This is a genomic window from Streptomyces sp. NPDC006430 (assembly GCF_040612395.1).
Taxonomy (GTDB): domain Bacteria; phylum Actinomycetota; class Actinomycetes; order Streptomycetales; family Streptomycetaceae; genus Streptomyces.
Genome location: NZ_JBEXQA010000021.1, coordinates 55,624 through 79,331, shown reverse-complemented (window position 1 = coordinate 79,331; position 23,708 = coordinate 55,624). Strand labels below are relative to the sequence as shown.

Genomic DNA, 23,708 nt, shown 5'->3' with positions numbered 1-23,708 from the left:
CTGTAGCGAGCGGACCGCCCTGTTCATCCGTACCTACCACCGTGATGTCGCCTGGTTGCACTATGCGCTGTCCGCCGTCCGGAGGTGGTGCCGGGGCTTCGCGGAGGTGGTCGTGGTCACTCCGCGCACCGGGGCGGCAGCCGTGCGCCGGGCCGCTGGCGACGGAGTGCGTCTGGAGGTGGGCCCGGACTACCGCGACGACTACCTGGGGCAGCAGGTGAGCAAGCTGTACGCGGACGAGTTCACCGACGCGGACCTCATCTGCCACATCGACTCGGACATGGTCTTCTTCCGTCCCGTCTCCCCCGCCGACCTGCTCGTGGGCGGTCGGCCGTGGATCGTCCGCCGGGCCGTCGCCGAACTCGGCCGGCACCGTCCCTGGCTCGCTCCGACGGAGGGCTTCCTCGGCCGGCCGGTGGCCTTCGACTTCATGCAGCAGCCGCCCTTCACCTATCCGCGCCGGCTGTACGCGGAACTGCGCGACCTGTGTCTGGAGCGCCACGGAGTGCCGCTCGACCGGTACGTGGCGGGGCGTCCGCCGCGCGGGTTCTCGGAGTTCAACGTGCTCGGCGCCCACGCGCACGCCGCTCACCGGGCGTCGTTCACCTGGTACGACGCGAGCTCCGACGCGGCGCCGCTGCTCTGCCGTTGGTACTGGAGCAGGGCCGGCATCGACGCCGGTCTGCGCGCGGAGCTCGACCTCGTCGTCGCCGGAGCGTCCACCGCTGGGCCAATCGGCCGGGGCCGGCCGGGGTAGCCGAGTGGTGGGCCGCGGCGGCGGGTGCGAGCGTGGCAGACAGGCCGTGACACGAGGGCGCACGCCAAGGCGGCGGTAGGCCCCGGCACAGAGAGGTGCCCGCGATGACACACACGCAGCTGACGCTCGACGAGGTGCTGGAACACCTCAAGAACAGGCCGGAGACGACGCACACCTATCGGGTTCCGGTGGGGTTGATCGCCGCCCTTCCGCTGACCGAGGCGCCCGGCATGCGAGTGCTGGACGAGGCGGAGACGCAGGAGCTGGCCCACTACCTCGGCACCCCCGCGAGCTCGCTCAAGGGACCGCTGAAGGTGCTCGACTCCCGGTGCTCCGAGTGCAGCCGCCGCATCACGTTCCTCGATTTCGCGAAGACCGCGGTCGACCTCGGCTTTCATCCGAAGGACGGCCTGCGCGACGTGCTGACGGGCAAGGGTGGGGAATGGATCACCATCCGTGGCCGGGACGGTGGCCGACCGGTGAACTGTGCGCAGTGCGGCAACGACGTTCCCCGCCTGAGGATGAACGGCTCGTACTCCGAGTACTCGTCGAGCTCGTACGCGTACGCCTGATCCTCCTCCCCTCACCCTCGCCGCCGCCGGCCACCCCCCGGGCCCTCCACGAGCGGGCTCCGTTGCGGCCCGGCAACCTGGCTACCGCACCAGGAAGTTGGCCATCATGCCCATCGCCGAGTGGTCCAATAGGTGGCAGTGGTAGACGTACGTACCCCGGTACGCGTCAAAGGTGACGTGCAGCTTCACCGTCTCGCCAGGGAGCAACTGGACCGTGTCCTTCAGGCCCGCCTCGGCCGGCCCGGCGGGGACGCCGCCCCGCTCCAACACCCGGAACTGGACCAGGTGCATGTGGAAGTTGTGCGGGATGATCTTGTTGGCGTTGGTCACCGTCCAGATCTCCGAGGTCCCGAAGGTGACCGTCTGGTCGATCCGGTCCGGATCCCACTGCAGCCCGTCGATGAACCCGCGCGACTCACTGCGGCCGTCCTCGTCCATGCTGAGGGCGATGCGCCGTTCGACCGCGGGCTTGGGCAGTGCGTCCACCGGCGGCAGGGTGCGCAGTACGTCCGGGACCCGGCTCGGGTCGGGGGCGGTGCGGACCACGTCGAACCGGAGCACGTTGCCCACCTGGTCGGGGGTGCCCGGGCCGTTCGTGTTCTGCAGGACGATCTTCGTGCCGACCGGGTAGCGGGAGAAGTCGATGACCACGTCGGCGCGTTCGGCCGGGGACAGCGAGACGGTGTCGGTGGTGAACGGGCGTTCCAGCAGGCCGCCGTCGGAGCCGATCTGTACGAGCTGCCCGCCGTCGGCAAGACGCAGCTTGAAGAAGCGCAGGTTGGAGGTGTTGAGCAGGCGGAAGCGGTACTTGCGGGCGGCGACTTCCACGTACGGACTGGGGCGGCCGTTGGCGAGCACGGTGGTGCGGCCCCGGAAGTCGTCCATCGCGTAGACCAGCTGCCCGTTCTCGTCGAAGCGGGCGTCGCGCAGCGCGATGGGTATGTCGTACTTGCCGGAGGGCAACGGCAGGGCGCGTTCGGTTTCGTCGGTGAGGATGTACGTCCCCGCCAGGCCGCGGTAGACGTGCTCGGCCTCCATGTGGTGGGCGTGGTCGTGGAACCACAACGTGGCGTTCGGCTGCCGGTTCGGGTAGGTGTACGTGCGTGCCGCGCCCGGGGCGACCGTGTCCATCGGGGCGCCGTCGTTCTCCGGGGAGACGCTCCCGCCGTGCAGGTGCACGGCGATCGGCATGTCCAGGGTGTTCCGGTGCCGGATGGTCACCTGCCGACCGCTGCGCGCCCGCAGTACCGGCCCCGGGAAGTGGCCGTCGTAGGTCAGCACCTTGGTCTGTACCCCGGGCAGGATCTCCCGCGAGACCTCCTTGACGGTGACGCGGTACGCGTCCTGTCCGCCCTGCGTGGAGTACGGGGTGAGCACGGGGAGCGGTGGCAGCTTCACCGTGAACGGCGGCGGCGCCGCCGGCCCTGCGTCGTCGGCGGCCTGCGCGATGTCGGTGCGCAGCACGGGCAGCAGTCCGGCACCGGTGATCAGGCCCGCGCCCGTCGTGGCCAGGGCGCCGACGAGCACGCGTCGTCTGGTGACCATGGGGATGTCCTCCTGAATGGGTGAGGATACGAACAGACGTTCGCACATCGAACGCCTTCCCCCATGATCTGGAGCGCGCGCCGAATGGCCTCCGGCCGGGGCCGGAGAGTGTCAGGTATCGCGCCAGGGCCGGGCGGTCTCGGCCGGGCGGCCCGGCTGCTCACCGGGCGGGCCGGGCGACCGCACTGCGGATCGCGCTCCCGACCGCCGCGCCGGCGGACCACCTGCGGAGACTGCGGCGGGGTGTTCGCGTCCAGAGCCAGGAGCGGAGCATCGACATCCCGCTCAGCCGAATCGCGGGTCTGACCCCCACGTCCGCCTGCCCGTAGCGGAGCGGGCACCGCCCACCGACCACTGCGCGCCGAACCTCCGGGCCAGGGCGCGGCGCCCACGGCAGCGGCCCCTCGGGACGCCACCCCCACCGCACGGCCCGCACGGACGTCCGGGCGTGCGGTCGACCCGGCAGCGAGACACGCGCTAGCGGATCTGACCCACGGCCCAATCGGCCCAATCGCGGCGCATCTCGTTGAAGCGGATGCCGTACTCCAGGGCGATGCGGCCGTAGACGGACAGGGAGTCGTCGCCCCAGTCGACGGAGGCGTCGAGGGCGCGCAGCTGCGCGGTGCCCTGCTCGGAGAGTTCCATCAACTCGGCGAGGTAGCCGCGCGCCTGCTCGGGCGTCAGCACACCGAGGAAGAACACCCTCAGCAGGACGTCGCTACGGGTGTTGCGTTGCGGCTTGACCTCGGTCAGCCAGTGCCGCAGCTCCGCCAGCCCCTCGTCGGTGAGGGCGTACTCCTTGCGCCCGCGCGGGCCCTCGGCCGCGACGCTGATCAGTCCGGCGTCGGCGAGGCGGGACAGCTCCGTGTAGATCTGGCTCTGTGTCGCGGGCCAGACGGTGGCCAGCGCCGTGTCGAAGCTCTTGAGCATGTCGTACCCGCTCGCCGGGCGTTCGGACAGCAGTCCGAGGAGGGCATGTCGAAGACTCATGCCAGCACCCTACCTTCCACTCTTGACATGTCGAGGCTCGACATTCTAGTTTCGACATGTCAGAACAGGAATGTTGAGGGGGAACTCCCGATGTCGTACGCACGCACCTTCCTTCCGTGGATCGTCTTCGCGGTGCTCCCGTCCGCACAGTGGCAGTGGGCCGCGCTGGCCGGCCTGGTGGCGGCGATTGCGGTGACGGTCCAGCAGCGCCGGGCGGGGGCCGGATTCGACGCGCTGATCATCGAGACGGGCTCGGCGGTCTTCTTCGCGGCCCTGACGGCGCTGGCCTTCGCCGACCCGGACACCCCGCTGCACGACTACTCGGCGGCCCTTTCCTCGGTCACGCTGGCGCTCATCGCCGGAGTCTCGCTGCTCATCGGCAAGCCGTTCACCCTCGGGATCGCCAAGCGCACCACCCCCCGCGAGGTCTGGGGGCTGAAGCCCTTCGTGCGGACCAACGTCGTCATCACCGCCGTGTGGACCGCGGCCTTCGCAGTGACGGCCGGCGTGCTCGCCCTCCTCGCCCACGCGGGCAACGGCCACTCGACGCCCGCCACGCTCGTCCAGCTCGCCGGATTCGCCCTCCCGATGCTGTTCACCGTCCGCTACGTCGCCTCCGTACAGGCCAGGGCCACTGCCCGGTGAGCGCAGCCCCGCAAGCGCAGTGCCGTGAGCGCCGCACGATCGAACCGCCCCCTGGGCAAGGCCCGATGAACACGACCCGGCTGCGCCCCCTCACGTACGCCTCTCGTAGAGTCGAGGGGGTGAATCGAGACAACTCCCCTGAATCCACGGGCCCCTCCGACCCGCGCCTGCTGTGGACGAGCCACGGCGGCGAGAGCGCCGAGGAACTACTGCGCGGGGCCAGTGCCCGACTGCTGCCCGTCGAGTCGCTCACCCCGGAGATGGCCGGCAACCTCCGGTACGCACGGGTCGTGGCCGACGGACTCGTCTTCGCCTACGCACTCGACGGACCCACCAGCGTGCGCGTCCTCACCGACGAGGACGTGGAGCGCGCCGGTCTCCAGGACCTGGGAAGGGCGGCTTACGCGAACCTGATGCGCGTACCCGTCACGCACGAGGACGTGCCCATCGAAGGTCGGGCGACGCTCCACTCCGTCTACGGCGACTCTCACTTCGTCGCCAGCAAGGCGCTGTACCTGTCCGAACTGGCGCGACAGGTCACCGGTGCGTCGCTCCCGGATGCCGGCGCCCTCGTGGTCGTCCCCACCCGGCACCTGCTGGCCTACCACCCGATCGCTGACGGCTCGGTGGTCGATGCCGTCAACGACCTCGCCTCGTACGCTCTGGGCGCGTACGAGGACGGACCCGGGGCCCTGTCGCCGCGGGTCTACTGGTGGCACAAGGGCGCTCTGACCTCGCTCACGGTCATCGACGAAGACACCCGTACCTTCTCGCTACAGCCGCCACAGCAGCTGCTCGGCCTGATGAAGGGGCTGGTCCGCCTCGACCGCGCCGGCCGGATCGCCACCCGCACCGCGGACCGGGCCCCGGACATCGCCGGACTCACCCGCACCACGGCCGAGTCGATGGCCCGCCTCGCGCAGGACCCGTCGGGCCTGGGCGACGTCTTCGCCTCCGCCCTGGCCTTGGCCCACGCGCACTGCGCCACCGATCCCGACGTGTCACACATCGCCACGTGGGACGCATGGGCCACCGCACTGCAACTCGGCTCCGCGCTGTTCACCGGAGCCCCGCCGACGCAGTGTCACCTGGCCGAGGACCACGTGGGGCAGCTGCCCGCCACGCCCGCCGATCCGCCCGCGGACGCCCGCGCCTGGCTCGACGCCCTCTACCTCGCGATCGTGTGCCGCGAGCACGACCGGGTCGCCCGGCTGTGCCGGGTCCCGCTGGAGACGCTACGACAGGACGACTCCGTCGACGCGTACGTCCTGCACTGGATCGACACCCTGCAGACCTACTTCTCCGACAGCTCCATGGACGCGGTCGTGGAGAAACTGCTGGCCACCATGCAGACGTCCATGCCCGACGCCCTGACCCACGCGCCGGACGACTTCGTGAACCGGATCGACTTCCAGCCGGTCGCGCTCTTCCACCGCCTCATCGCCCGGGACCACGACGCCTTCGGCAAGGCCCTCGCCGAAGCCCTCGCGGAACACGGCGGCTACTGGGGCGGTTCGGCGGCGCCGCGCGCCCGAGCGGCACTCGGCCCGCTCGCCATGGCCTGCCTCGCCCACGACCACGGCTACCCGGTCGACCCGGCGCAGCCCCACCTGCCCAAGTACCTCCTCAACCGCGAACGGATCGAGACGATCGCCTGACAGCAGCCCGCCCGCCGGCCGAATCCGACCTGTCGGGCCCAGGCCTTCGCGGTCGCGCCTTCGGGGCGGTCATCTTCCGTACGCTGGAGGCCCGTTGACGCCAGCCTCGGGGTCGGGCGGGACGGGGTTCGCCAGAAGCCACTCGCGGACCTGCCGGGCGTCCTGCGGCCGTCCGAGCAGGTCGAGCAGATCGGCCTGAAACCCGAGTGCGAAGTGCAGCTGCGGCAACACGACCGGCGCGGTCGCCACACATCCACGGAAGATGTCCACGGCCTCCCCCGTGGCACGTAGCGCCCCGGAAAGGTCCTGCACCATACAGAGGAACACGGCATGGGCGGTCAGATAGCGGGCGAGGTTGGGTGTGTGAGTGGCAGGATCGTCCAGAGCCAGCCGACGCCACGTCTGCGCCGCTTGCCGCTCGCAGGCGAGGGCTTCGCTGCGCCGGCCTGCCTGGAGCAGCTGACCGCCGAGGTTGGACAGCGCGCGGGCGAGCTCGGGGCCGTGGGCGGCCGGCTCGTCCCGTGCCAGGCGACGGTAGACGCTGACCGCCTCTTCGGTGGCGGCGTACGCTTCGCCCGCCTGTCCCGCGTCCATCAGCCGGTCTCCGAGATGGGTGAGGGAACGGGCCAGGTCCGGCTCGTGAGCGACCGGATCCTCCGCTGCCAGCCTTCGACGGATCACCACTGCCTGCCGTTCGGAGGCGAGGGCTTCGGCCGACCGCCCCGCCCGTGCCAGTTGCATTCCCAGGTTGGACAGAGCGGCGGCGAGGTCGGGTTCGTGGGCGGCCGGATTGTCAAGGGCCAGCCGGAGGCGGACGTCCAGAGCCTCTCCGCTGGCGACGAGGGCCTCGACCCATCGCCCCGCCTGCGACAGCAGGGCGCCCAGGTTGGTCAGCGCGCCCGCGAACTCGGAGGTGTAGGCGTAGGGATCGTCCTGCTCCAACTGACGGTAGATCGCGACCGCTTCCTCGGTGGCGCTGATGGCTTCGGTCCAGAGGGCCGCCTGTGAGAGCCGGTTGCCGAAGTTGACCAGGGAACCGGCGAGGTCAGGCTCGTGGGCGGCCGGGTTCAGCGCCGTCAGCCGGCGGCGGATGTCCATCGCCTCCCGTTCGGAAGCGAGGGCTTCGGTCCACCTGCCTGCCCGCGACAGCAGAACGCCGAGATGGGACAGCGAGTGGGCGAGGCCGGGATCGTGGGCCGAGGGATCGTCGCGGGCCAGCCGACGCAGTATCTCCACCGCTTCGCTGCCGGCGACGAGGGCCTCGGCCCGCCGTCCCGCCACCGCGAGCTGGATGCCGAGGTGGGACAGAGCAGCTGCGAGGCCGGGTTCGTGGGCGGCCGGGTCACTCCGCTCCAGCCGACGGTGAACGGTGACCGCCTCCTGGCCGGCGACCAGGCCTTCGTCCCTGCGCCCCAACTCCCGTAGGAGATCCCCGAGGTGGGTCAAGGAGTACGCGAGGCCGGGTTCATGGCGTGCCGGATCGACCTGCGACAGCCGACGGTAGAGGTCCACCGCCTCCTCACCGGCGACGAGGGCCTCGGCCCGCCGCCCCACCGCCGACAACTGCACGCTGAGGTTGGCCAGCGATCCGGCGAGGCCGGGCAGGTGGGCGGGATCGTTTCCGGCCAGGTCCCGCCAGGTTCGTACGGCGGTCTCGGCGGCGGCGAGGGCACCGCTGCGGAGCCCCGCGAGGTGGAGGCGCACCGAGAGGTTGTCGTGGAGGCGCGCGCGAACGAGGGGGTTCCGGGTGGTGGCCAGCCGATGCCGGGTCAGTCGATGGACGACGGCAGCGGCTCCCACGTCCAGCTCGCTGTGCCGGCCCTCGGGCAGGAGGGGTTCGATGGCCTCCAGAACAGCGGGCTCAATGGAGTCGAGGCCCGCCAGGCCGGCGAGGGCGGGGCCGCCGGCGTGCAGGGCGAGTTCGGGGTGCTCCCTGAGCAGGGGGAACAGCTGCCCCGTGGCGACGTGGGGCCACCGCCGAGCGGTTTCGATCAGTACGGTCAGCGCGGCGCGGGTCCACGACGCCGCAGTCGAGCCGCTGACGTCGGCAAGGAGCCGGCGCGCAGCCTGGTCGGCCCAGTCGTCGACGACGGCGCCGCGCACCGGGTGGGGAGAGTCGGGGGCGGCCGGAGTGCTCAGGCCGAGGAAGTCTTCGCCGAGGCGGTCGGGGTAGAGCGGTTCGAGAACCGTGTTGCCGCCGGTCGGTGGATAGCAGTACCGGTGGTGGTCCAGGAGCGTGTTGGCGGCCTCCCGGGAGTCGGCCAGGCCGATTCGGCGCAGTGCGTCCCAGCCGTTGGCGCGCACCACGGGGCCGGTGAGGGTAGCGGTCAGGACCGCTCGGCCCATCGCGTCAGGTCCGGTCGACAACAGGTCGGCCGGCGGCCGGTGCAGGGCGGTCCAGTACGCCCGTTCGCGTTTGAGGAGGTAGGCGCTGGCGCGGGCCGGGTCGGTGGGCGGGGCGTCGTCGTGGAGCCGGGCGTCGACGGCGGCCAAGGCGGCGATGTGGATGGTCAGGACCTGGGCGTAGTCCTTGTCGGTGGCCAGCTCTGCGGGCGGGCCGATACGGGCGGCCTGCTCGGCGGGCAGACCGAGGTGATCGGCGAAGCGGTCCCTGGCCTGCCGGAAGAGGGCGCCGCGGCTCTGGGGGTCATCGGCCAAGGACTGCAGGGCGTCCGCGCCGGCGGAGGCGTCGAGTTCGTCCCCGATCCAGGTCTCCAGGCTGTCCCACCAGGCTCCCGACGGGCGGGCCAGCAAGAGGATGCGGACCGGGACGCCCGTTCGGTGCAGGAGCGGTTCCCGTAGCAGGTCGCGCAGGCTCTGCACCGGCCAGCGTTCGGCGTAGTCCACCACCACCAGGATCCCGGCCGCGGGCCGCGGGAGCGGGCTCGTGCCGAGGGCATCGGCACCGGTTTCGTTGACGACGGCCTGCCATACCGTCCACCCCATCTCCCCGCTCAGGCCGGCGAAGCGGGCAGCCAGACGGGACTTGCCCTGTCCGCCGGGCCCGTGCAGGAGCCTGATGGCGAGATGCTCCTGCGGGTCGTCACGCCAACCCGCCAGCTTGTCCAGCTCGGTACGGCGACCCGTGAACGGCACCACCTGGTGTGCGGCCCGCAACAGCCTGGACGGTTGGTCAGCCAGGATTCGGGGGCGCACCGGGCGGGGCGTTGTTGGGAAACCCTCGACCCGGTAGGCGGGCTTCCACTGGTAGACGAACTCGGCGTTCAGGGTGCCGTTGTCGCCGGCGATGAAGGCGGTGGGGCCGTGGTAGAGGTTGCCGCTCACACCGGGCCCGTGGCCGGCACCTGTTCCGGGACCTGTGCCGGGACCTGTGCCGGCACCGGTGTCCGGGCCGCTCATGCCTGCGGCCCGAAGTGCACGTCCTGCTGGTTGTGGTGCCCTACTTGGAAGGCCACCGGCCCGCGGAAGTCGTTGTGGGACACCACACCGCCCCCGTCGGAGGGCCGGAGCGCCGCCTGGTGCAGAAGCTCCTCCAGAACCGCGGCGGCCTCGGCGCGGCCCTGGCCGTCCAGCCCCTCCAGCACCGTCTCGATGCGGGTCTGCCACGCGACCTCCTGCCGCGTCCTGACCCGGTCTGCCGAGGCGTCATCGGCAGCGGCGATCTCGGCCGCACTCCGGTCCAGTCGCTCCAGCTCCGCGCGCTCGCGCTCCGCGTCGCCGCGGGCGGACCAGCGTGCCAGCCGGTCCCTCGTCCCCTCCCACGCATCGGTTCCCGCTGCCTGTACCACCGCGGCGCCCCCTGCTGCCGCCAGCGCCATCAGCGCCTCAGCCAGCATCCCAACCCCCTGCCATCGCCGATCCCCCGGTTGGCCGCGACCGTAGTCCCCTACCGGCGCGTAGACCGCGTCTTTGGGAATACCGCCCCGCCGGAGCGGTTGCCGTTCGGCCGCGTACTGCACCGCACTGCGCACCGCATCGCACCCCCGCAGTGGGCCCCGGGTACTGGTGGAGGGGACGGGACCGGTACGCGGGGCCTCGGGCGGTCGCGCTGGCTGGTGCTGGTGCTCCCCGCCGTGCTGTGCGTGGGCGCGGCGATGGGCGCGGCGACCGCCCAGGCCGACGACTCGCGGTCCGGCGATCCGGTGTCCGCCCCCGAACGCAGCACCCACCCGCTGCGCAGCACCGAACCGCAGGGGAACCTGGCCCCGCCCCGTCCTCACCGCTCCCAGGTGACGCCTACCGCTGGGTGGAGGGCCACGGGCCACGGGGCGGACGCCCGGATCAGTCGCCGCGCAGCACGGTGGCGACCGGACCTGCGCCCACGACCTCGATCCGGCCCGCCTTGACGCCCGCTTCCAGGCTGAGCGCCCCCTCGCAGAGTTCGCGGCAGGTGTCGGCATCGAGCACGAGGCGGGCATCCGGCGCGCCTGCCGGGCCGTCGCCGTACGCCGGCCCCGCATCCCCTCCCCCGAGGCGTAGGTGGAACACGCCCTCGTCCAGAACCACATCGACGACGGCCGTGGTCCCGGTCGCCGGCAGACGGCGCATGAGGGGCAGGGCGAACCAGTGCGCACGCAGCGCATCGGTGGGCCGGCGGTCGCCGAGCTCGGGCGCCCCCCACTCGGCCAGCGCATGGAGCACCGGCAACAGGTCCGCACCGCGCGCGGTGAGTTCGTACACCGTGGCGGCTCCCGGCGGCGGGATCTTGCGGCGCGTCGCGAGCCCCTGCGCCTCCATGTCCTTGAGCCGCGTGGCGAGCACGTCCGTGGAAACGCCGGGGAGGTCGGCGTGGAGGTCGGTGTACCGGCGCGGTCCGGCCAGTAGCTCCCGGACGATCAGCAGGGTCCAGCGGTCCCCGACCGCGTCGAGGGCGCGGGCCGAGGCACAGTACTGGTCGTAGCTTCGGCGGCGTGGCTGACGTGGTGACATGCAGCGCAGTCTAGACAAGAAGTTGGACTTTCCAAGCTTGTACTTGGTAAAACCAAGCAACACGGTCGAGGTACGGACGAGACCAGCGGGGTCCGGTGGTCCGGAACCCGGGAACCAGGGAGGGCGCGCCATGGAGTTCCGACAGTCGAGCAAGCTCAGCGAGGTCTGCTACGAGATCCGGGGGCCGGTGATCGAGCACGCCAACGCGCTGGAGGAAGCGGGCCACAGCGTGCTGCGCCTCAACACCGGGAACCCGGCGCTGTTCGGCTTCGAGGCACCCGAGGAGATCGTCCAGGACATGATCCGGATGCTCCCGCAGGCGCACGGCTACACCGACTCGCGCGGCGTGCTCTCCGCCCGCCGGGCCGTGGCCCAGCGCTACCAGGCGATCGGCCTGACCGATGTCACGGTGGACGACGTGTTCCTCGGCAACGGCGTCTCCGAGCTGGTCTCCATGGCCGTACAGGCCCTCCTGGAGGACGGCGACGAGGTCCTCATCCCCGCCCCGGACTTCCCGTTGTGGACGGCCGTCACGACCCTCGCCGGCGGCAAGGCCGTGCACTACATCTGTGACGAGGCGGCCGACTGGTACCCGGACCTCGACGACATGGCGTCCAAGATCACGGATCGCACCAAGGCCGTGGTCATCATCAACCCCAACAATCCGACGGGCGCGGTCTACCCCAAGGAGGTGCTCGACGGAATCCTCGAACTCGCCCGCCGCCACGGGCTGATGGTCTTCGCGGACGAGATCTACGACCAGATCCTGTACGACGACGCCGTGCACCACTCCGCCGCGGCCCTCGCCCCCGACCTGGTCGTGCTCACCTTCTGCGGGCTTTCGAAGACGTACCGGGTGGCGGGATTCCGCTCCGGCTGGCTGGTGGTGACGGGGCCCAAGCAGCACGCACGCAGCTACCTGGAGGGGCTGACCATGCTCGCCTCCATGCGACTGTGCGCCAACGCCCCCGCCCAGTACGCCATCCAGGCCGCGCTCGGTGGCCGCCAGTCCATCCGCGAGCTGACCTCCCCGGGTGGCCGCCTCCTCGAACAGCGCGACCGCGCCTGGGAGAAGCTGAACGAGATCCCCGGAGTGTCGTGCGTGAAGCCGAAGGGCGCGCTGTACGCGTTCCCACGCATCGACCCGAAGGTGCACCCGATCCACGACGACGAGAAGTTCGTGCTGGACCTGCTGCTCCGAGAGAAGATCCAGGTGGTGCAGGGCACCGGCTTCAACTGGCCCCGCCCCGACCACTTCCGCATCCTGACCCTGCCGTACGCCGATGACCTCGAAGCGGCGATCAGCCGGATCGGGCGCTTCTTGAGCGGGTACCGGCAGTGAGGACCGCGGGACCGGAGTGGAACGGGGGCGCTGTACTGCGCTGTTGGACGTGCCCGGCTCCAGGAGCAGGCTTCGGTCCCGCCCGGGGATGACGGTAGGGCCGTACGGAAGCGGCGGGACCGGCAGTCGGGCCCCGGGCCGCGTCCGGAGCCACGTGGCGCCGGGCCGCCCCTCCTACCTACGCGCGACGCAGGGCGCGCGCCTCGCACCACGGCCCCCCGGTCACCCAGATGCGCGACACCTCGTCGGCGAGCGCAGGGAACTGGGCGGGCTCGCAGAGCATCTGCGTCAGCACGAGCATTCCGTGCGCAGTGTGCATCGGATCGGTGTTCTGATGCAGCCGAAGGATTGCGCAGCTCATGGGCCGGCGCCCCAGGGGAATGCTCGCCCTCTGCACACTGGCCGCCCTTTCCAGTGCAGAGCACCCACCCTCGAACGGCAGGACTTCCGCTCGATGTATTCCCGGCGGCACGAGCGAGTCCTGTACGCAGCGGAAATAGGCTTCCGGCGGCGCCTGCCCGTCCTCGAAGACGTTGCGGAAACCGACGATTCGGAAATCCGAGCTGCACACGTAGAGTTCGACGAACAGACCCCCCGCCTGAATGCGGAGCGGAAGGTAGTGGGCCGTTCCCCCAGATGGTCCGCTTCCCCTGCCTCCCGCCCCCTCGGGCGGGTCCGTCGCCGCTGTCATCCTGGCCCGAATCGTCGATGCCAGGAGCCGGTACTCGTCCACAGGGGCGCACATCACGGAAAAGGAGACGGGCTCCAACACGACAGGACGCGTCAGGCAGCAGGAGCGGCCTCCGGGCTCCGTGGTCACCGGACCGCCACGGTCAATTCTTGCGATACCCGATCCGCTAGGCCTGCGCATTGCGGACTGGGAATCCGCCCGACCCCGATGGGGGCGCCGGTCCAGCTCGACACCCGCACACCATCGGTTCTCCCGCGCTCGTCCATGACCTATCCATCGCCTTCGATACGATTCGATCACCGACGGCACCAACCGACATACCGCCGGGCTGAGTTCCTCAATCCCTTTGTAATCGATCGCCTGACGACTGGAACAGATACTTACCCGCTGATGCTAAAAACCGCCCTCCCCTCGGGCCGTTACAGCATGCTCGACCATGCGGTCGCAGGTACGTCAGCGTGGACTCCGTCGGCTCACTCCCTGCGGCTGGGCACGCCACCTTCTATGATCACCGGATGACAGGTCCTCTCCACCCTGCCAAGCCCCGCCCCGGAGACCTGGTCGCGGTGCTGTCCCCCTCGTCCGGTCTGCCCGGCCTCTTCCCCCGGCCCTACGAGTTGGGGCTCCGCAGACTCCAGGACGACTTCGGGCTGAAGGCAGTGGAATATCCGACGACCCGCAAGATGGGTGCAACCCCGGAGGATCGGGCCGCGGACATCCACACGGCTTTCGCGGATCCCGATGTCAAGGCAGTGATCGCCAGCATCGGCGGCGACGACCAAATCACCGTCCTCCCCCATCTCGACCGCGCTCTTGTCCGCGCCAACCCCAAGCCGTTCTTCGGCTACAGCGACAACACCAACCTGCTGTTGTTCCTACGGAACCTGGGCATCGTCAGCTACCACGGCGCCTCAGTCATGGTCGAGCTCGGACGGCCCGGAGCGATGCACCCGTTGACCGCGGACTCCCTCCGTGCGGCGTTGTTCACCTCGGGCGAGTACGAGCTCACGCCTGCCAGCGCCTACGGGGACGTCAACCGCCCTTGGGAGGACCCGGCCACCTTCGAGTCCGAGCCGGCGATGGAACCCGCCGACGGCTGGTCATGGCACAACGGCGACCGAGTGGTCGAAGGGATCGGCTGGGGCGGCAACCTGGAGATCATCTCGTGGCTACTGATGGCCGACCGCGCAGTGCAACCGGTTGACGCCTACACCGGCAACGTGCTCTTCCTGGAGACCTCCGAGGAAATGCCCCGCGCCGAAGAGGTCTACCGGATCCTTCGGAACATGGGCGAACGCGGGCTGCTGCAACGGTTCCCCGCGCTGCTGATGGGCAGGGCCAAGAGCTGGTCGTTCGAGAACCGTTTCAGCACTCAGGAGAAGGCGCACTTCCGACAGCAGCAGCGAGAGGCCGTCGTACGGGCGCTCCAGCAGTACGCCCCCGACACCATGGTGGTGTTCGACGTCGACCTCGGCCACACCGATCCGCAACTGGTGATCCCGGTCGGAGGACGAATCCGGGTGGACGGCCCGGCACGCCGGATCGTCGTCACCTACTGAGTCGGCCCGGGGCAGACAGCCGCGCCGGCTCGCGCTCCCGAGCACCCGCAGCCCGTACCACCGGCGAAGGGACAGACCTCGGCACACTCCATCCAGGCTGCGGCGCCGGGCTCGGGTCCCGTCGCAGAAACCCGGCTGTCGCCGAGCCGACCAGTCATGTCCCGTCTGCGCCTCTTCAGATCCCGATGCGGATCAGGCGAGGCAGGGGAGGCTACCGGGGGACCTGCGGCGTGGCCTCATCCCGTGGGCCGGGGTGCGGGAGTGCGCCAGGCGAACCAGTGGGGGAACGCGGCGGCGAGCCCCGGATCGCCGTCGATCCGGACGTGACCGGCCTGCCGCGCGGCGTCCAGCGTGGCCGTCCCCGCCACCACCTTGTGCATCTCCGCCATGTCGGCGCTCACCCACACGTCGATGTCGTAACCGGGGTGAACGCGGCACGCGCTGACGTCGTTGGCCGGGGACAGTACGAGCCACGCCCGCTCGTCCGCCTCGTCTGCGAGCCGCAGCGCGAACTCGACGACCACACGGCGCCGGGGCAGCGACTCGGGTCGCACGTACTGCCGTAGGCGCCACACCATCCAGCCGCTGTCCAGCTGCTCGCGCTCGGGGTTGCCGAAAGACCAACGTCACGTGCCGCCCCCGCCCGCCGGCGGGCAGCCGCCGACGCTCTGGGGCGACGAAGCCCACGTACGGCGGCTGTTCGCGGAACACGAGGTCTCCGTGAGCACGGAACAGGTCGGGTTCACCTTCCCAACACCCTTGGCCGCAGCCGAGTTCTGGGTCCGTACGGCCGGCCATCTCCAGGCCGAACACGACCGCCTGGAGGCCGACGGCGCGTGGCTCGCACAGCACCAAGATCTCGCAGCCGTCTTCACCGAGTGGAACCGGAACAACGAAGCGGGCACGGACGTGCGGGTCGAATCGGCGTACCTGCTCGCGGTGATCCAGCCCACCGCTTGAGCACCCCGCCACAACCGCACTGCTACTCGCCGGCGTACCGGCACACGCTGACACCACGACGATAGCGCCACCCGCGCCGCCCCTTTTGCAAGAGGCTTTACGCTGGAGAGATGGGCGGTGAGCTCGTGACGCTGTTCCTCGCCGGTGATGTGATGCTCGGCCGCGGCGTCGACCAGATCCTTCCGCACCCCGGCGATCCGACCCTGCCGGAGGCGTACGTCACCGATGCCCGCACCTACGTCGAGCTGGCCGAGACCGCCAACGGCACGATCCCGCGGCACGCGCCCTTCTCCTGGCCCTGGGGGGAGGCGTTGCACATCCTCGGCGCGGCGGCGCCCGATGCCCGCATCCTCAACCTGGAGACGTCCGTCACCGAGAGCGACGACATTGCGCCGGGCAAGGCGGTCCACTACCGGATGCATCCCGCGAACATCCGCTGTCTGGCCGCGGCCCGTCCCGACGCCTGCGTCCTCGCCAACAACCACGTCCTGGACTACGGCCGACGCGGACTGGCCGAAACCCTCGATGCGCTCGCCGCCGCAGGGCTGCGGACAGCGGGAGCCGGAAGGGACCTCGACCAGGCACGGCAGCCGGCGGTGCTGCCCCTCTCCGGGGGCGGGCGCCTACTGGTCTTCTCCTTGGGGATGGCGTCGAGCGGTATCCCGCACAGTTGGGCGGCCACCACGGACCGGAGCGGCATCGACTTCTTCGCCGAGGCCTCGGACGTGGCCGCGGCCGAGGTGGCGGGCCGCATCGGGCGGGCGAAACGCCCCGGCGACCTGGTGGTCGTCTCGATCCACTGGGGTTCCAACTGGGGCTACGCCGTCCCCCGCGACCAGATCCGCTTCGCGCACGCACTCGTCGACGGCGGTGCGGACGTGATCCACGGCCACTCCTCGCACCATCCGCGCCCGTTCGAGGTGTACCGGGGACGTCCGATCTTCTACGGCTGCGGCGACCTGATCGACGACTACGAGGGCATCGGCGGCAACGAGCAGTATCGGGACGATCTGCGGCTGTTGTACTTCGTCGCACTGGAGCGGGACACCGGCCAGTTCCACCACGCCCGCTTCTTCCCCCTGCAAGCCCATCGGATGCGCCTGCGGCGCGCCTCGCGCGAGGACTCCGAGTGGCTCCACGAGGTTCTCGCCCGTACCAGCCGCGCTTTCGGCACCCGCCTCGCCCTCGCCCCGGACGGGACCTTCACCGTCCGCCCGCCGCAGCCAGTCTGACGCCGTTGGGCAGCTGACGGGGAACGGCGCGGGCGACCAGGAGCACCCGAGCCTCGTCATGGTCACGAGCTGCTGACGTCGGCCGGCCTACCGGGCGTTCACCTCGGGGGCACAGGCATGATCCTGCGGGTGGCCGAGCGCAGCGCGAAGGCCATCACCACTTCGAACACCCCGAGCAGGACGAGCCACAGTCCCAGCAGCCGCGTCAGCGCCACCGCGGAGTCCACCGGGAAGCAGAGCACGACGATTCCTGCGACGGCGCCGAGGAGGCCGAGGCCGAAGAGCAGACCACGGTGCACGAGCGCCCGGTCGGCGATCGCGACGTACGCCGTGAGCACTCCGGTCAGCAGCCAGAACACTCCGACGACCAGGGACAGCGCGCCGATCGTCTGCATCGGATGCCGCAGTACCAGGACGCCCGCCAGGAACGCCAGCATGGCGATCAGGACGTTCGCCAGTCTGCCGCTGCCCCCGTCACTGCCGTGCGAGAAGGCCGTGACGAAACGGAAGACACCCGCCACCAGGAACTGCAGACCGATGATCACGGCCAGGATGTGCAGTGTCTCGTCGGGCCAGACGAGCACCAGGATGCCGGGGATCAGGGTTGCGAGGGCGAAGCCGAGTGCCCAGTGCCACGAGCTTCCGAGCTGCTTGAGGACATCCTCGGGGTCGCTCTGCGTGTGCTGCGGTGCCGCGTCAGGGGGTACGGTCATCACGCCTCCCGGGCCAGCCGAACGGCCTGTAGGGGCACCTCGAAGCCGCCGGACATACCTTATTTACCCTTCCGCCCCACCTTAGGTGGTTGTGGTCCCGCTCGCCGCTCCGGCGGGGTTCCCCGTGTGCACGGGTAGGTCCGCCAGGCGCCATTCCAGCATGCCGTCAGTGAGGCGGATCGCTGCGCGGCCGCGGTCCCGCAGGAGGCGTACGGCGTCGTAGGCCAGTACGCAGTAGGCGCCCCGGCAGTACGCGACGACTTCCGTGTCGTCGGGGAGCTCGGCGATCCGGTCGGCGAGTTCGGTCACGGGCACAGAGAGGGCGCCCGGAATGTGACCGGCGGCGTACTCCTCCACGGGGCGGACGTCGAGGAGCACGATCTCGCCCGACCGGGCGCGGGCGAGGAGTTCCTCACGGCTGACCTCTTCGGCGTGGTCGGTGCCGAGGTAGGCGGCGCGGGCGGGCTCGACGGCTTCCTGGTGGGCACGGGCGACGTTGCGCAGGAGTGCGTAGAGGGCGGCGACGTCATCGCCCGCCAGGCGGTAGTGGATACGCACGCCGTCGCGGCGGGTGGCGACGAGCCCGGCCTGCTTGAGGGTCTGGAGATGGGCCGAGGCAGTGGTCAGGTTGAGCCCGGCGGCCTTGGCGAGGGCGTCGACGGTGCGCTCGCCCTGGGCCAGCAGGTCGAGCAGCTCCAGGCGCTTGCCGCTGCTCAGTGCCTTGCCCGTGCGGGCGAAGGCTTCGTACAGCGCGGTCTTGCGCTCGGGGTCTCCCATGGCGTCCTCCATAGATCCATGGAATATTGTAAGTGAAGGCGGGCGCTGAAGCGGTCCTGCACCCATCCTGACTTCCGGAGGGCCTCATGGGCTTCGCTGACGATCACCTCGTACCCCTCGTCGACCACGGGTTGGGCAACAGTGCCTACCTCGTGGACCTCGGTGACGGCCGGGCCCTAGCCGTAGACGCCGGCCGGGACCTGCGCGCCCTGCGCGCCGCGGCGGGGCAGCGCGGGTTGCGGGTCGCGTTCGCGGCCGACACCCACCTGCACGCCGACTTCCTCTCCGGCGCCGTCCAGCTCGCCCACGACGACGGCGCGGCCGTCCTCGCCTCCACGGCCGGGATGCGGGCCTTCGCCCACCGCGGCCTGGGTGACGGCGACGAGGTCGACCTCGGAGGGCTGGTGCTGCGGGCGCTGGCAACCCCCGGCCACACCGACGAGCACCTGTCCTTCCTCCTCCTCGACGGAGACCGGGAGCTCGGCGTGTTCACGGGCGGGTCCTTGATCGTCGGCTCCGCCGCCCGTACCGACCTCCTCGGCGCCGACCGTACGGAGGAGCTGGCCCGCGCCCAGTACCAGTCGCTCCAGCGTCTGGCGCGGCTGCCCGACGCCGTGGCGGTTTGGCCCACCCACGGAGCCGGCTCCTTCTGCTCCGCCCCGCCCGGCACCGAGCGCACCACCACCATCGGCGCCGAGAAGCAGGCCAACCCCCTGCTGGCCCCACCCGACGAGGACGCCTTCGTGACACAGCTGCTGGGCAGCCTCGGCTCGTACCCCACCTATTTCGACCGGCTCGGCGAGGCGAACCGGCGCGGCCCTGCCGTCCTGACCGGGACTCCGCTCCTGCCCGCGCTCGACGCCGGACGCGTACGGGCCCTGCTCGCCGAGGGCGCTCTGCTCGTCGACGTACGCCCGGTGGCCGACTTCGCCGCCGGCCACATCCCCGGCGCGATCTCGATCCCGCTGCGGGACCAGTTCGCCACGTGGCTGGGCTGGCTGCTACCCGACGACACCCCGCTCGTCTTCGTAGCCGCCCCGGGCCAGGACCTGACCGAGGTCAATTGGCAGGCGTTGAAGATCGGCTACGAGTGCCTGGCCGGATTCCTGGACGGCGGCATGGACGCCTGGACCGCCCGGGGCGGCACGCAGGAGACGATCGCCCTCGTCGGCGCCGACCGGATCGCCGGGCGGCCCGTACTGGACGTCCGGCAGCAGGCCGAACACGTCACCGGTCACATCCCGGGCGCGATCGGCATCGAGCTCGGCGACCTCCAGGCCCGCACGGACGAGGCTCCGCCCGGGGCGGTCGTGGCGTGCGGGCACGGCGAACGAGCCATGACCGCCGCCAGCCTCCTCCAGCGTGCCGGACATCGAGACCTCGTGGTCCTCGACGGCGGCCCCGGCGACTGGGCCGAGGCGACCGGCCGTGCGCTGGAGGAGGGCGAGTGAACAGCCCTGCCCCCGCCCCCGCCCACCCCACCGCAGGCAACCCGGGCATCCGGCTCGGGCTGCGCGCCAACCTCGCCCAGTTCACCCTGCTCGTCGCCGTCAACGCGCTCGTCGGCGGCATGCTCGGCCAGGAACGCGTCGTCCTGCCGCTGCTCGCCGACCAGGTCTTCCAACTGGCCGCGTCCGCGTTCTCGCTGACCTACATCCTGGCCTTCGGCGCCACCAAGGCAGCCGTCAACTTCTTCGCCGGCACCCTCTCGGACCGTTACGGCCGCAAGCCCGTCCTCATCGCGGGTTGGCTGATCGCCCTGCCCGTGCCCGCCATGCTGGCCTGGGGCCCGACCTGGGCGTGGATCGTCGCCGCGAACATCCTCCTCGGCGCCTCCCAGGGCCTGACCTGGTCCACCACCGTCATCATGAAGATCGACCTCGCCGGACCCGAACGCCGCGGGCTCGCCATGGGCTTCAACGAAGCCGCCGGATACGTCGCCGTCGCGGCCACCGCCCTGGCCACCGGAGCCGTCGCCGCCCACTACGGGCTGCGCCCCGAACCGTTCCTCCTCGGCGCCGCCTACGCCGCCCTCGGCCTCGGCATGTCCACCCTCCTCGTCCGCGAGACCCACGAACACGCCCGCGCCGAAGCAGCCCTCCACCCCGTGCGGGCCACCGCCGAAGCGGCCCTGACGACCGCCCAGATCACCCGCCGCACCAGCTTCACCGACAAGGCCCTGTCTGCCGCGAGCCAGGCAGGCATGGTCAACAACCTCAACGACGCCCTCGCATGGGGCATCTTCCCCCTGCTCTTCGCCGCCCACGGCCTGTCCGTCGCCCAGATCGGCGCCCTGGCCGCCATCTACCCCGCCGTCTGGGGCGCCGGCCAGCTCCTGACCGGCTGGTGGTCCGACCACGTCGGCCGCAAGCACCTCATCACGGCCGGCATGCTCCTCCAGGCCGCTGCCATCGCCCTGGTGGCCGCCGGCACGACCTTCCCGGTCTGGGCCGTAGCCCAGGTCCTCCTCGGTATCGGCACCGCCCTCGTCTACCCGACCCTCCTCGCCGTCATCGGTGACGTCGCCCATCCCAGCTGGCGCGCCCGCGCCGTCGGCGTCTACCGCCTCTGGCGGGACGGTGGCTTCGCCGTCGGCGCCCTGCTCTCCGGAATCCTCGCCGCCGCATACGGTCTGACCACCGCCATCTGGACGGTCGCGGGCCTCACCGCCGCCTCCGGCCTGGTGGTCGCGATCCGGATGTACGAAACCCACCCGAGGGCGAAATGACCGGGCGGGCGTGTCCACACCCGGCCGGCGACGTGGCGAGCCGGGGTTCCCGTAGAGCCCGTGGATCGGTGGAACCGGCGAATCCGGAGCGGTGCCGTGCCACGGTCGGCATGATGAGGGCATGGATCACGGTGACGCGGGACCGAGCGGAACCCGGCCAATGGTGGTGCGGGTGCCGGTGGAGCCGGTGGAGGCCGCAGTGGAAGCGGACGCGGTCGACGCCGCGGCGCGAGCGGGCGACGTGATGGTGCGCGGCCCGTTGTTCGGGGTGGCGGCGCAGTCCGCCGGGGCGCGGTGGCAGGTGGTGGCCGGGGTGACGGAAGGCTGCCCGCAGCTCGCGCGGGACTGGCTGAACTCGCGGTTGTGGTTCCGGGCGAAGGACGAGGCGCACGACAGGGCGGAGCGGCGGGCACTGCTGGCGGCGGTCGCCCGGCTGGAGAGTGAGCGGGTCGACGAACTCGTGGTGGCCGGGACCCGGTACCGGGTCGTACGCGCTGAGGAGTACGCGGTCGCGGGACCGGACGGTATCGAACAGCCGCGGCCGACCGATCCGGAGCCCCTCCTGCCCGACTGGGACCGCGCCGTCAGGGACGCGGAGATCGATGACGGCCTGGTCCTGGACCCTGATGCGCCCGTCACCCCCACCCAGGCCATCGAACTGCTGGCGCTGCGCGGTCTGTGCTACTCGGGTGAACGCTTCCCCCAAGACGTGCGCGCCGACTCGCGGCAGGCGCTGGACACCCACCCGGACGTCCTGCTGTTGCCGGCGACGTTCGCGGTGGTGGAACGGACTGCGGGCGGTTGGAAGCCGGTCAGCGGCCCGCACGCGACCGCGCACGCCGCCCGCAAGTCCTTGGACTTCGCCCTGACCTGGATGTGGCCGCGCATGCGGGGCCACATCCCCGACGACGCCGGCCCGCACACCGACGCCCGTACCCGGGCAGCTGGCGGCCCGTGGGCTGCGGAGCTGGCGGCGTACGCCGAGGCCGGCGACGCGCTCCGGGCCGGACGCGTCAACCGGCTGGAGTTCCAGGGCTCCGTGTACCAGGTGGTGCGCACCCGTCGCCTGGTGCGCTGGGGTCCGGACGGGCCCGAGGGACCGCGTCGATCCGACGTCAACAGCCAGGACCCCGCACGCATCCACCTCGCGCTCGACGAGGACGGCCGGGTCGTCCCCGAACGCTGATCCGGAAGGCGACCGTAAAGATCGGCTTCGCGCAGGCGGCAGGTACACACCCCGGTACCCCCGCTCGGAGCGAGCGGGGGTACCGGGGGTCTTCTCACCACTCCTCGGTGCCGAGGTCGGCGCGCGCGGCCGGGAAGCCGTACCCGCTGTTCCAACAGACCGTACCCTTCGGGCAGTTCCGCTCGCCTTACGCAGTGGTGTCTGCGGTGCGGTGAACGCGGCCGCGGCCGGTGCGGGGGTTGCGCTCGCTGCCTTCGACGGCGGCGCGCACCCCAGTGAGGGTGTAGGCCAGCGCGGCGGCGGCCACGATCGCGAGCAGGGCGAGGCCTGCCGCGTACGTCCCGTACTCGCCGTACAGCGAGCCCATCACCAGCGGCGGCAGGAAGCCGCCCAGGCCGCCCGCGGCGCCGACCACGCCGGTGACCGAGCCGACCTGGTTGGCCGGGGTCAGCAGGGCCACCAGGGCGAACGTCGCTCCGCTGCCCGCGCCGAGCGCGGCGGCCATGGCCAGGAAGGCAACGGTGCCCACCGGGCCCAGCGCCGGGGTGAACGACTGCACGACCGCTCCGGCGACGACCACGGCCAGCGAACCGGCCAGCACCCGGACCGGGCCCAGTCGGTCCGACAGCCAGCCGCCCATCGGGCGCATCGCCACTGCGAGGAGCACGAACCCCGCCATGCGGTTCGCGGCGTCCGCCTGGGTGAGGCCGTAGCCGGTCTTGAGGTAGGTGGGCAGGTAGACGGAGAAGGCCACGTAGCCGCCGAACGCCACCGCGTACAGTGCGGACGCCTGCCAGGTGATGCCGAGGCGGACGGTGGCGGCCAGTCGGCGGGCCAGCGGCTCGGTCGGCACGGTGCGGCCGGGGGCGTCGCGCAGCAGCAGTGCGGCGGCCACGGCGTACACGGCCAGCACTGCGGCGGTGATCAGGAACGGGGTGGACATGCTGTTCGCGTCGACCAGCTTGACCGTGGTCAGGGCGCTGATCGCGGTGCCGCCCATGCCTGCGCCGAAGACGCCGATGGCCAGACCCCGCCGCTCGGGCGGGAACCAGGCGCTGACGAGCGGTACGCCGACGGCGAAGGCAGTACCGCCGATGCCGAGGAAGAACCCGCCGACCAGCAGTGCCAGCAGCGAGGAGTGCCCGGCCAGGCCGAGGTAGAGCACCGGCACGATGGTGGCCGCCGACACGATGGGGAACATCACGCGTCCGCCGAACCGGTCGGTCAGCGCGCCGACCGGGATGCGGCCCAACGAACCGACGACCACGGGCACCGCCACCAGCAACGACTGCTCGAACGACGACAGGTCGAGGCTGTCCTTGAACCGCGGGCCGAGCGGGCTGAGGAGCGCCCACGCCCAGAAGTTCACGGCGAACCCGACCGTGGCCAGAGCCAGCATCAGCCATGCCCGGCCTGACACCGGTGCAGCTGACGGCGAGTCGCCGCTCTTCGACTTCAACGCC

21 protein-coding genes are annotated in these 23,708 nt (G+C 71.2%); 11 read left to right on the top strand and 10 right to left on the bottom strand.

Going from position 1 to position 23,708, the window contains the following annotated elements; translation table 11 throughout:
- Window positions 1-112: 112 nt before the first annotated feature.
- Both ABZZ20_RS25795 and ABZZ20_RS25790 read left to right on the top strand, forming a co-directional pair.
- Window positions 113-757: a hypothetical protein gene (locus ABZZ20_RS25795; protein ID WP_356873420.1), complete on the top strand. Its 645-nt coding sequence runs from the start codon at window positions 113-115 to the stop codon at window positions 755-757.
- A 104-nt stretch (window positions 758-861) separates the two neighbouring features.
- Complete coding sequence (locus ABZZ20_RS25790; RefSeq protein ID WP_356873418.1) at window positions 862-1,329, top strand: hypothetical protein; 468 nt, start codon at window positions 862-864, stop codon at window positions 1,327-1,329.
- An 81-nt stretch (window positions 1,330-1,410) separates the two neighbouring features.
- On the opposite strand, the gene ABZZ20_RS25785 is transcribed toward ABZZ20_RS25790, so the two are convergent.
- The gene (locus ABZZ20_RS25785; protein WP_356873416.1) at window positions 1,411-2,874 is read right to left on the bottom strand and encodes a multicopper oxidase domain-containing protein; all 1,464 of its coding nucleotides are present in this window, start codon (window positions 2,872-2,874) and stop codon (window positions 1,411-1,413) included.
- A gap of 477 nt (window positions 2,875-3,351) precedes the next feature.
- Complete coding sequence (locus ABZZ20_RS25780; protein ID WP_356873414.1) at window positions 3,352-3,864, bottom strand: PadR family transcriptional regulator; 513 nt, start codon at window positions 3,862-3,864, stop codon at window positions 3,352-3,354.
- Window positions 3,865-3,954: 90 nt separating this feature from the next.
- On the opposite strand from ABZZ20_RS25780, the gene ABZZ20_RS25775 reads away from it, so the two are divergent.
- Together ABZZ20_RS25775 and ABZZ20_RS25770 are read left to right on the top strand one after the other, a co-directional pair.
- Window positions 3,955-4,509, top strand: a complete 555-nt coding sequence (locus ABZZ20_RS25775) for a hypothetical protein (protein WP_356873412.1) — start codon at window positions 3,955-3,957, stop codon at window positions 4,507-4,509.
- A gap of 119 nt (window positions 4,510-4,628) precedes the next feature.
- A complete protein-coding gene (locus ABZZ20_RS25770) occupies window positions 4,629-6,167 on the top strand; it encodes an immunity 49 family protein (RefSeq protein WP_356873410.1) in 1,539 nt (512 codons plus the stop codon).
- 69 nt (window positions 6,168-6,236) lie between these two features.
- Here the strand turns inward: ABZZ20_RS25770 and ABZZ20_RS25765 are convergent, their stop codons facing one another.
- The 3 genes from ABZZ20_RS25765 to ABZZ20_RS25755 form a co-directional block, all read right to left on the bottom strand.
- The gene (locus tag ABZZ20_RS25765; protein WP_356873408.1) at window positions 6,237-9,452 is read right to left on the bottom strand and encodes a tetratricopeptide repeat protein; all 3,216 of its coding nucleotides are present in this window, start codon (window positions 9,450-9,452) and stop codon (window positions 6,237-6,239) included.
- Window positions 9,453-9,523: 71 nt separating this feature from the next.
- The gene (locus ABZZ20_RS25760; protein WP_356873406.1) at window positions 9,524-9,964 is read right to left on the bottom strand and encodes a hypothetical protein; all 441 of its coding nucleotides are present in this window, start codon (window positions 9,962-9,964) and stop codon (window positions 9,524-9,526) included.
- Window positions 9,965-10,409: 445 nt separating this feature from the next.
- Window positions 10,410-11,057 carry a helix-turn-helix domain-containing protein gene (locus ABZZ20_RS25755; RefSeq protein WP_356873404.1) on the bottom strand — a complete coding sequence of 216 codons (648 nt, stop codon included), beginning with the start codon at window positions 11,055-11,057 and terminating at the stop codon, window positions 10,410-10,412.
- Window positions 11,058-11,187: 130 nt separating this feature from the next.
- Between ABZZ20_RS25755 and ABZZ20_RS25750 the strand changes: the two genes are divergently transcribed.
- Window positions 11,188-12,399, top strand: a complete 1,212-nt coding sequence (locus ABZZ20_RS25750) for a pyridoxal phosphate-dependent aminotransferase (protein ID WP_356873401.1) — start codon at window positions 11,188-11,190, stop codon at window positions 12,397-12,399.
- Between the two features lie 178 nt (window positions 12,400-12,577).
- Here the strand turns inward: ABZZ20_RS25750 and ABZZ20_RS25745 are convergent, their stop codons facing one another.
- Window positions 12,578-13,090: a ribosome-inactivating family protein gene (locus ABZZ20_RS25745; protein WP_356873507.1), complete on the bottom strand. Its 513-nt coding sequence runs from the start codon at window positions 13,088-13,090 to the stop codon at window positions 12,578-12,580.
- Between the two features lie 515 nt (window positions 13,091-13,605).
- On the opposite strand from ABZZ20_RS25745, the gene ABZZ20_RS25740 reads away from it, so the two are divergent.
- Window positions 13,606-14,649: a S66 peptidase family protein gene (locus ABZZ20_RS25740; protein WP_356873399.1), complete on the top strand. Its 1,044-nt coding sequence runs from the start codon at window positions 13,606-13,608 to the stop codon at window positions 14,647-14,649.
- Window positions 14,650-14,885: 236 nt separating this feature from the next.
- Here the strand turns inward: ABZZ20_RS25740 and ABZZ20_RS25735 are convergent, their stop codons facing one another.
- Window positions 14,886-15,227, bottom strand: a complete 342-nt coding sequence (locus ABZZ20_RS25735; RefSeq protein WP_356873397.1) for an SCP2 sterol-binding domain-containing protein — start codon at window positions 15,225-15,227, stop codon at window positions 14,886-14,888.
- Between the two features lie 52 nt (window positions 15,228-15,279).
- Between ABZZ20_RS25735 and ABZZ20_RS25730 the strand changes: the two genes are divergently transcribed.
- On the top strand, window positions 15,280-15,609 hold the full coding sequence (locus tag ABZZ20_RS25730) for a hypothetical protein (protein WP_356873395.1): 330 nt from the start codon (window positions 15,280-15,282) through the stop codon (window positions 15,607-15,609).
- A gap of 110 nt (window positions 15,610-15,719) precedes the next feature.
- Window positions 15,720-16,841: a CapA family protein gene (locus ABZZ20_RS25725; protein ID WP_356873393.1), complete on the top strand. Its 1,122-nt coding sequence runs from the start codon at window positions 15,720-15,722 to the stop codon at window positions 16,839-16,841.
- A 98-nt stretch (window positions 16,842-16,939) separates the two neighbouring features.
- Here ABZZ20_RS25725 and ABZZ20_RS25720 read toward each other — a convergent pair whose 3' ends face one another.
- Both ABZZ20_RS25720 and ABZZ20_RS25715 read right to left on the bottom strand, forming a co-directional pair.
- Complete coding sequence (locus tag ABZZ20_RS25720) at window positions 16,940-17,554, bottom strand: DUF308 domain-containing protein (RefSeq protein ID WP_356873391.1); 615 nt, start codon at window positions 17,552-17,554, stop codon at window positions 16,940-16,942.
- An 81-nt stretch (window positions 17,555-17,635) separates the two neighbouring features.
- Window positions 17,636-18,331: a metalloregulator ArsR/SmtB family transcription factor gene (locus ABZZ20_RS25715; RefSeq protein ID WP_356873389.1), complete on the bottom strand. Its 696-nt coding sequence runs from the start codon at window positions 18,329-18,331 to the stop codon at window positions 17,636-17,638.
- 86 nt (window positions 18,332-18,417) lie between these two features.
- Here ABZZ20_RS25715 and ABZZ20_RS25710 point away from each other — a divergent pair, with 86 nt between their 5' ends.
- The 3 genes from ABZZ20_RS25710 to ABZZ20_RS25700 all read left to right on the top strand — a co-directional run bounded on the left by ABZZ20_RS25710 (window position 18,418) and on the right by ABZZ20_RS25700 (window position 22,245).
- Window positions 18,418-19,782, top strand: a complete 1,365-nt coding sequence (locus ABZZ20_RS25710) for an MBL fold metallo-hydrolase (protein ID WP_356873387.1) — start codon at window positions 18,418-18,420, stop codon at window positions 19,780-19,782.
- Window positions 19,779-21,059: an MFS transporter gene (locus ABZZ20_RS25705; protein ID WP_356873385.1), complete on the top strand. Its 1,281-nt coding sequence runs from the start codon at window positions 19,779-19,781 to the stop codon at window positions 21,057-21,059. The genes ABZZ20_RS25710 and ABZZ20_RS25705 overlap by 4 nt, the downstream gene beginning before the upstream one ends.
- Window positions 21,060-21,180: 121 nt before the next feature.
- Window positions 21,181-22,245 (top strand): DUF5954 family protein, encoded by a 1,065-nt coding sequence (locus ABZZ20_RS25700; RefSeq protein ID WP_356873383.1) that lies wholly within the window; start codon window positions 21,181-21,183, stop codon window positions 22,243-22,245.
- Window positions 22,246-22,432: 187 nt separating this feature from the next.
- Here the strand turns inward: ABZZ20_RS25700 and ABZZ20_RS25695 are convergent, their stop codons facing one another.
- Complete coding sequence (locus tag ABZZ20_RS25695; RefSeq protein ID WP_356873505.1) at window positions 22,433-23,644, bottom strand: MFS transporter; 1,212 nt, start codon at window positions 23,642-23,644, stop codon at window positions 22,433-22,435.
- Window positions 23,645-23,708 lie beyond the last annotated feature (64 nt).

What these genes read in the sequence shown, in the direction of transcription:
- ABZZ20_RS25695 (WP_356873505.1), bottom strand. Translation starts at nt 23,644, where the DNA reads ATGCTGGCTCTGGCCACGGTCGGGTTCGCCGTGAACTTCTGGGCGTGG.
- ABZZ20_RS25700 (WP_356873383.1), top strand. Translation starts at nt 21,181, where the DNA reads ATGGATCACGGTGACGCGGGACCGAGCGGAACCCGGCCAATGGTGGTG.
- ABZZ20_RS25775 (WP_356873412.1), top strand. Translation starts at nt 3,955, where the DNA reads ATGTCGTACGCACGCACCTTCCTTCCGTGGATCGTCTTCGCGGTGCTC.
- ABZZ20_RS25715 (WP_356873389.1), bottom strand. Translation starts at nt 18,331, where the DNA reads ATGGGAGACCCCGAGCGCAAGACCGCGCTGTACGAAGCCTTCGCCCGC.
- ABZZ20_RS25745 (WP_356873507.1), bottom strand. Translation starts at nt 13,090, where the DNA reads ATGACAGCGGCGACGGACCCGCCCGAGGGGGCGGGAGGCAGGGGAAGC.
- ABZZ20_RS25735 (WP_356873397.1), bottom strand. Translation starts at nt 15,227, where the DNA reads ATGGTGTGGCGCCTACGGCAGTACGTGCGACCCGAGTCGCTGCCCCGG.
- ABZZ20_RS25720 (WP_356873391.1), bottom strand. Translation starts at nt 17,554, where the DNA reads ATGACCGTACCCCCTGACGCGGCACCGCAGCACACGCAGAGCGACCCC.
- ABZZ20_RS25760 (WP_356873406.1), bottom strand. Translation starts at nt 9,964, where the DNA reads ATGCTGGCTGAGGCGCTGATGGCGCTGGCGGCAGCAGGGGGCGCCGCG.
- ABZZ20_RS25790 (WP_356873418.1), top strand. Translation starts at nt 862, where the DNA reads ATGACACACACGCAGCTGACGCTCGACGAGGTGCTGGAACACCTCAAG.
- ABZZ20_RS25780 (WP_356873414.1), bottom strand. Translation starts at nt 3,864, where the DNA reads ATGAGTCTTCGACATGCCCTCCTCGGACTGCTGTCCGAACGCCCGGCG.
- ABZZ20_RS25750 (WP_356873401.1), top strand. Translation starts at nt 11,188, where the DNA reads ATGGAGTTCCGACAGTCGAGCAAGCTCAGCGAGGTCTGCTACGAGATC.
- ABZZ20_RS25740 (WP_356873399.1), top strand. Translation starts at nt 13,606, where the DNA reads ATGACAGGTCCTCTCCACCCTGCCAAGCCCCGCCCCGGAGACCTGGTC.
- ABZZ20_RS25710 (WP_356873387.1), top strand. Translation starts at nt 18,418, where the DNA reads ATGGGCTTCGCTGACGATCACCTCGTACCCCTCGTCGACCACGGGTTG.
- ABZZ20_RS25785 (WP_356873416.1), bottom strand. Translation starts at nt 2,874, where the DNA reads ATGGTCACCAGACGACGCGTGCTCGTCGGCGCCCTGGCCACGACGGGC.
- ABZZ20_RS25725 (WP_356873393.1), top strand. Translation starts at nt 15,720, where the DNA reads ATGGGCGGTGAGCTCGTGACGCTGTTCCTCGCCGGTGATGTGATGCTC.
- ABZZ20_RS25755 (WP_356873404.1), bottom strand. Translation starts at nt 11,057, where the DNA reads ATGTCACCACGTCAGCCACGCCGCCGAAGCTACGACCAGTACTGTGCC.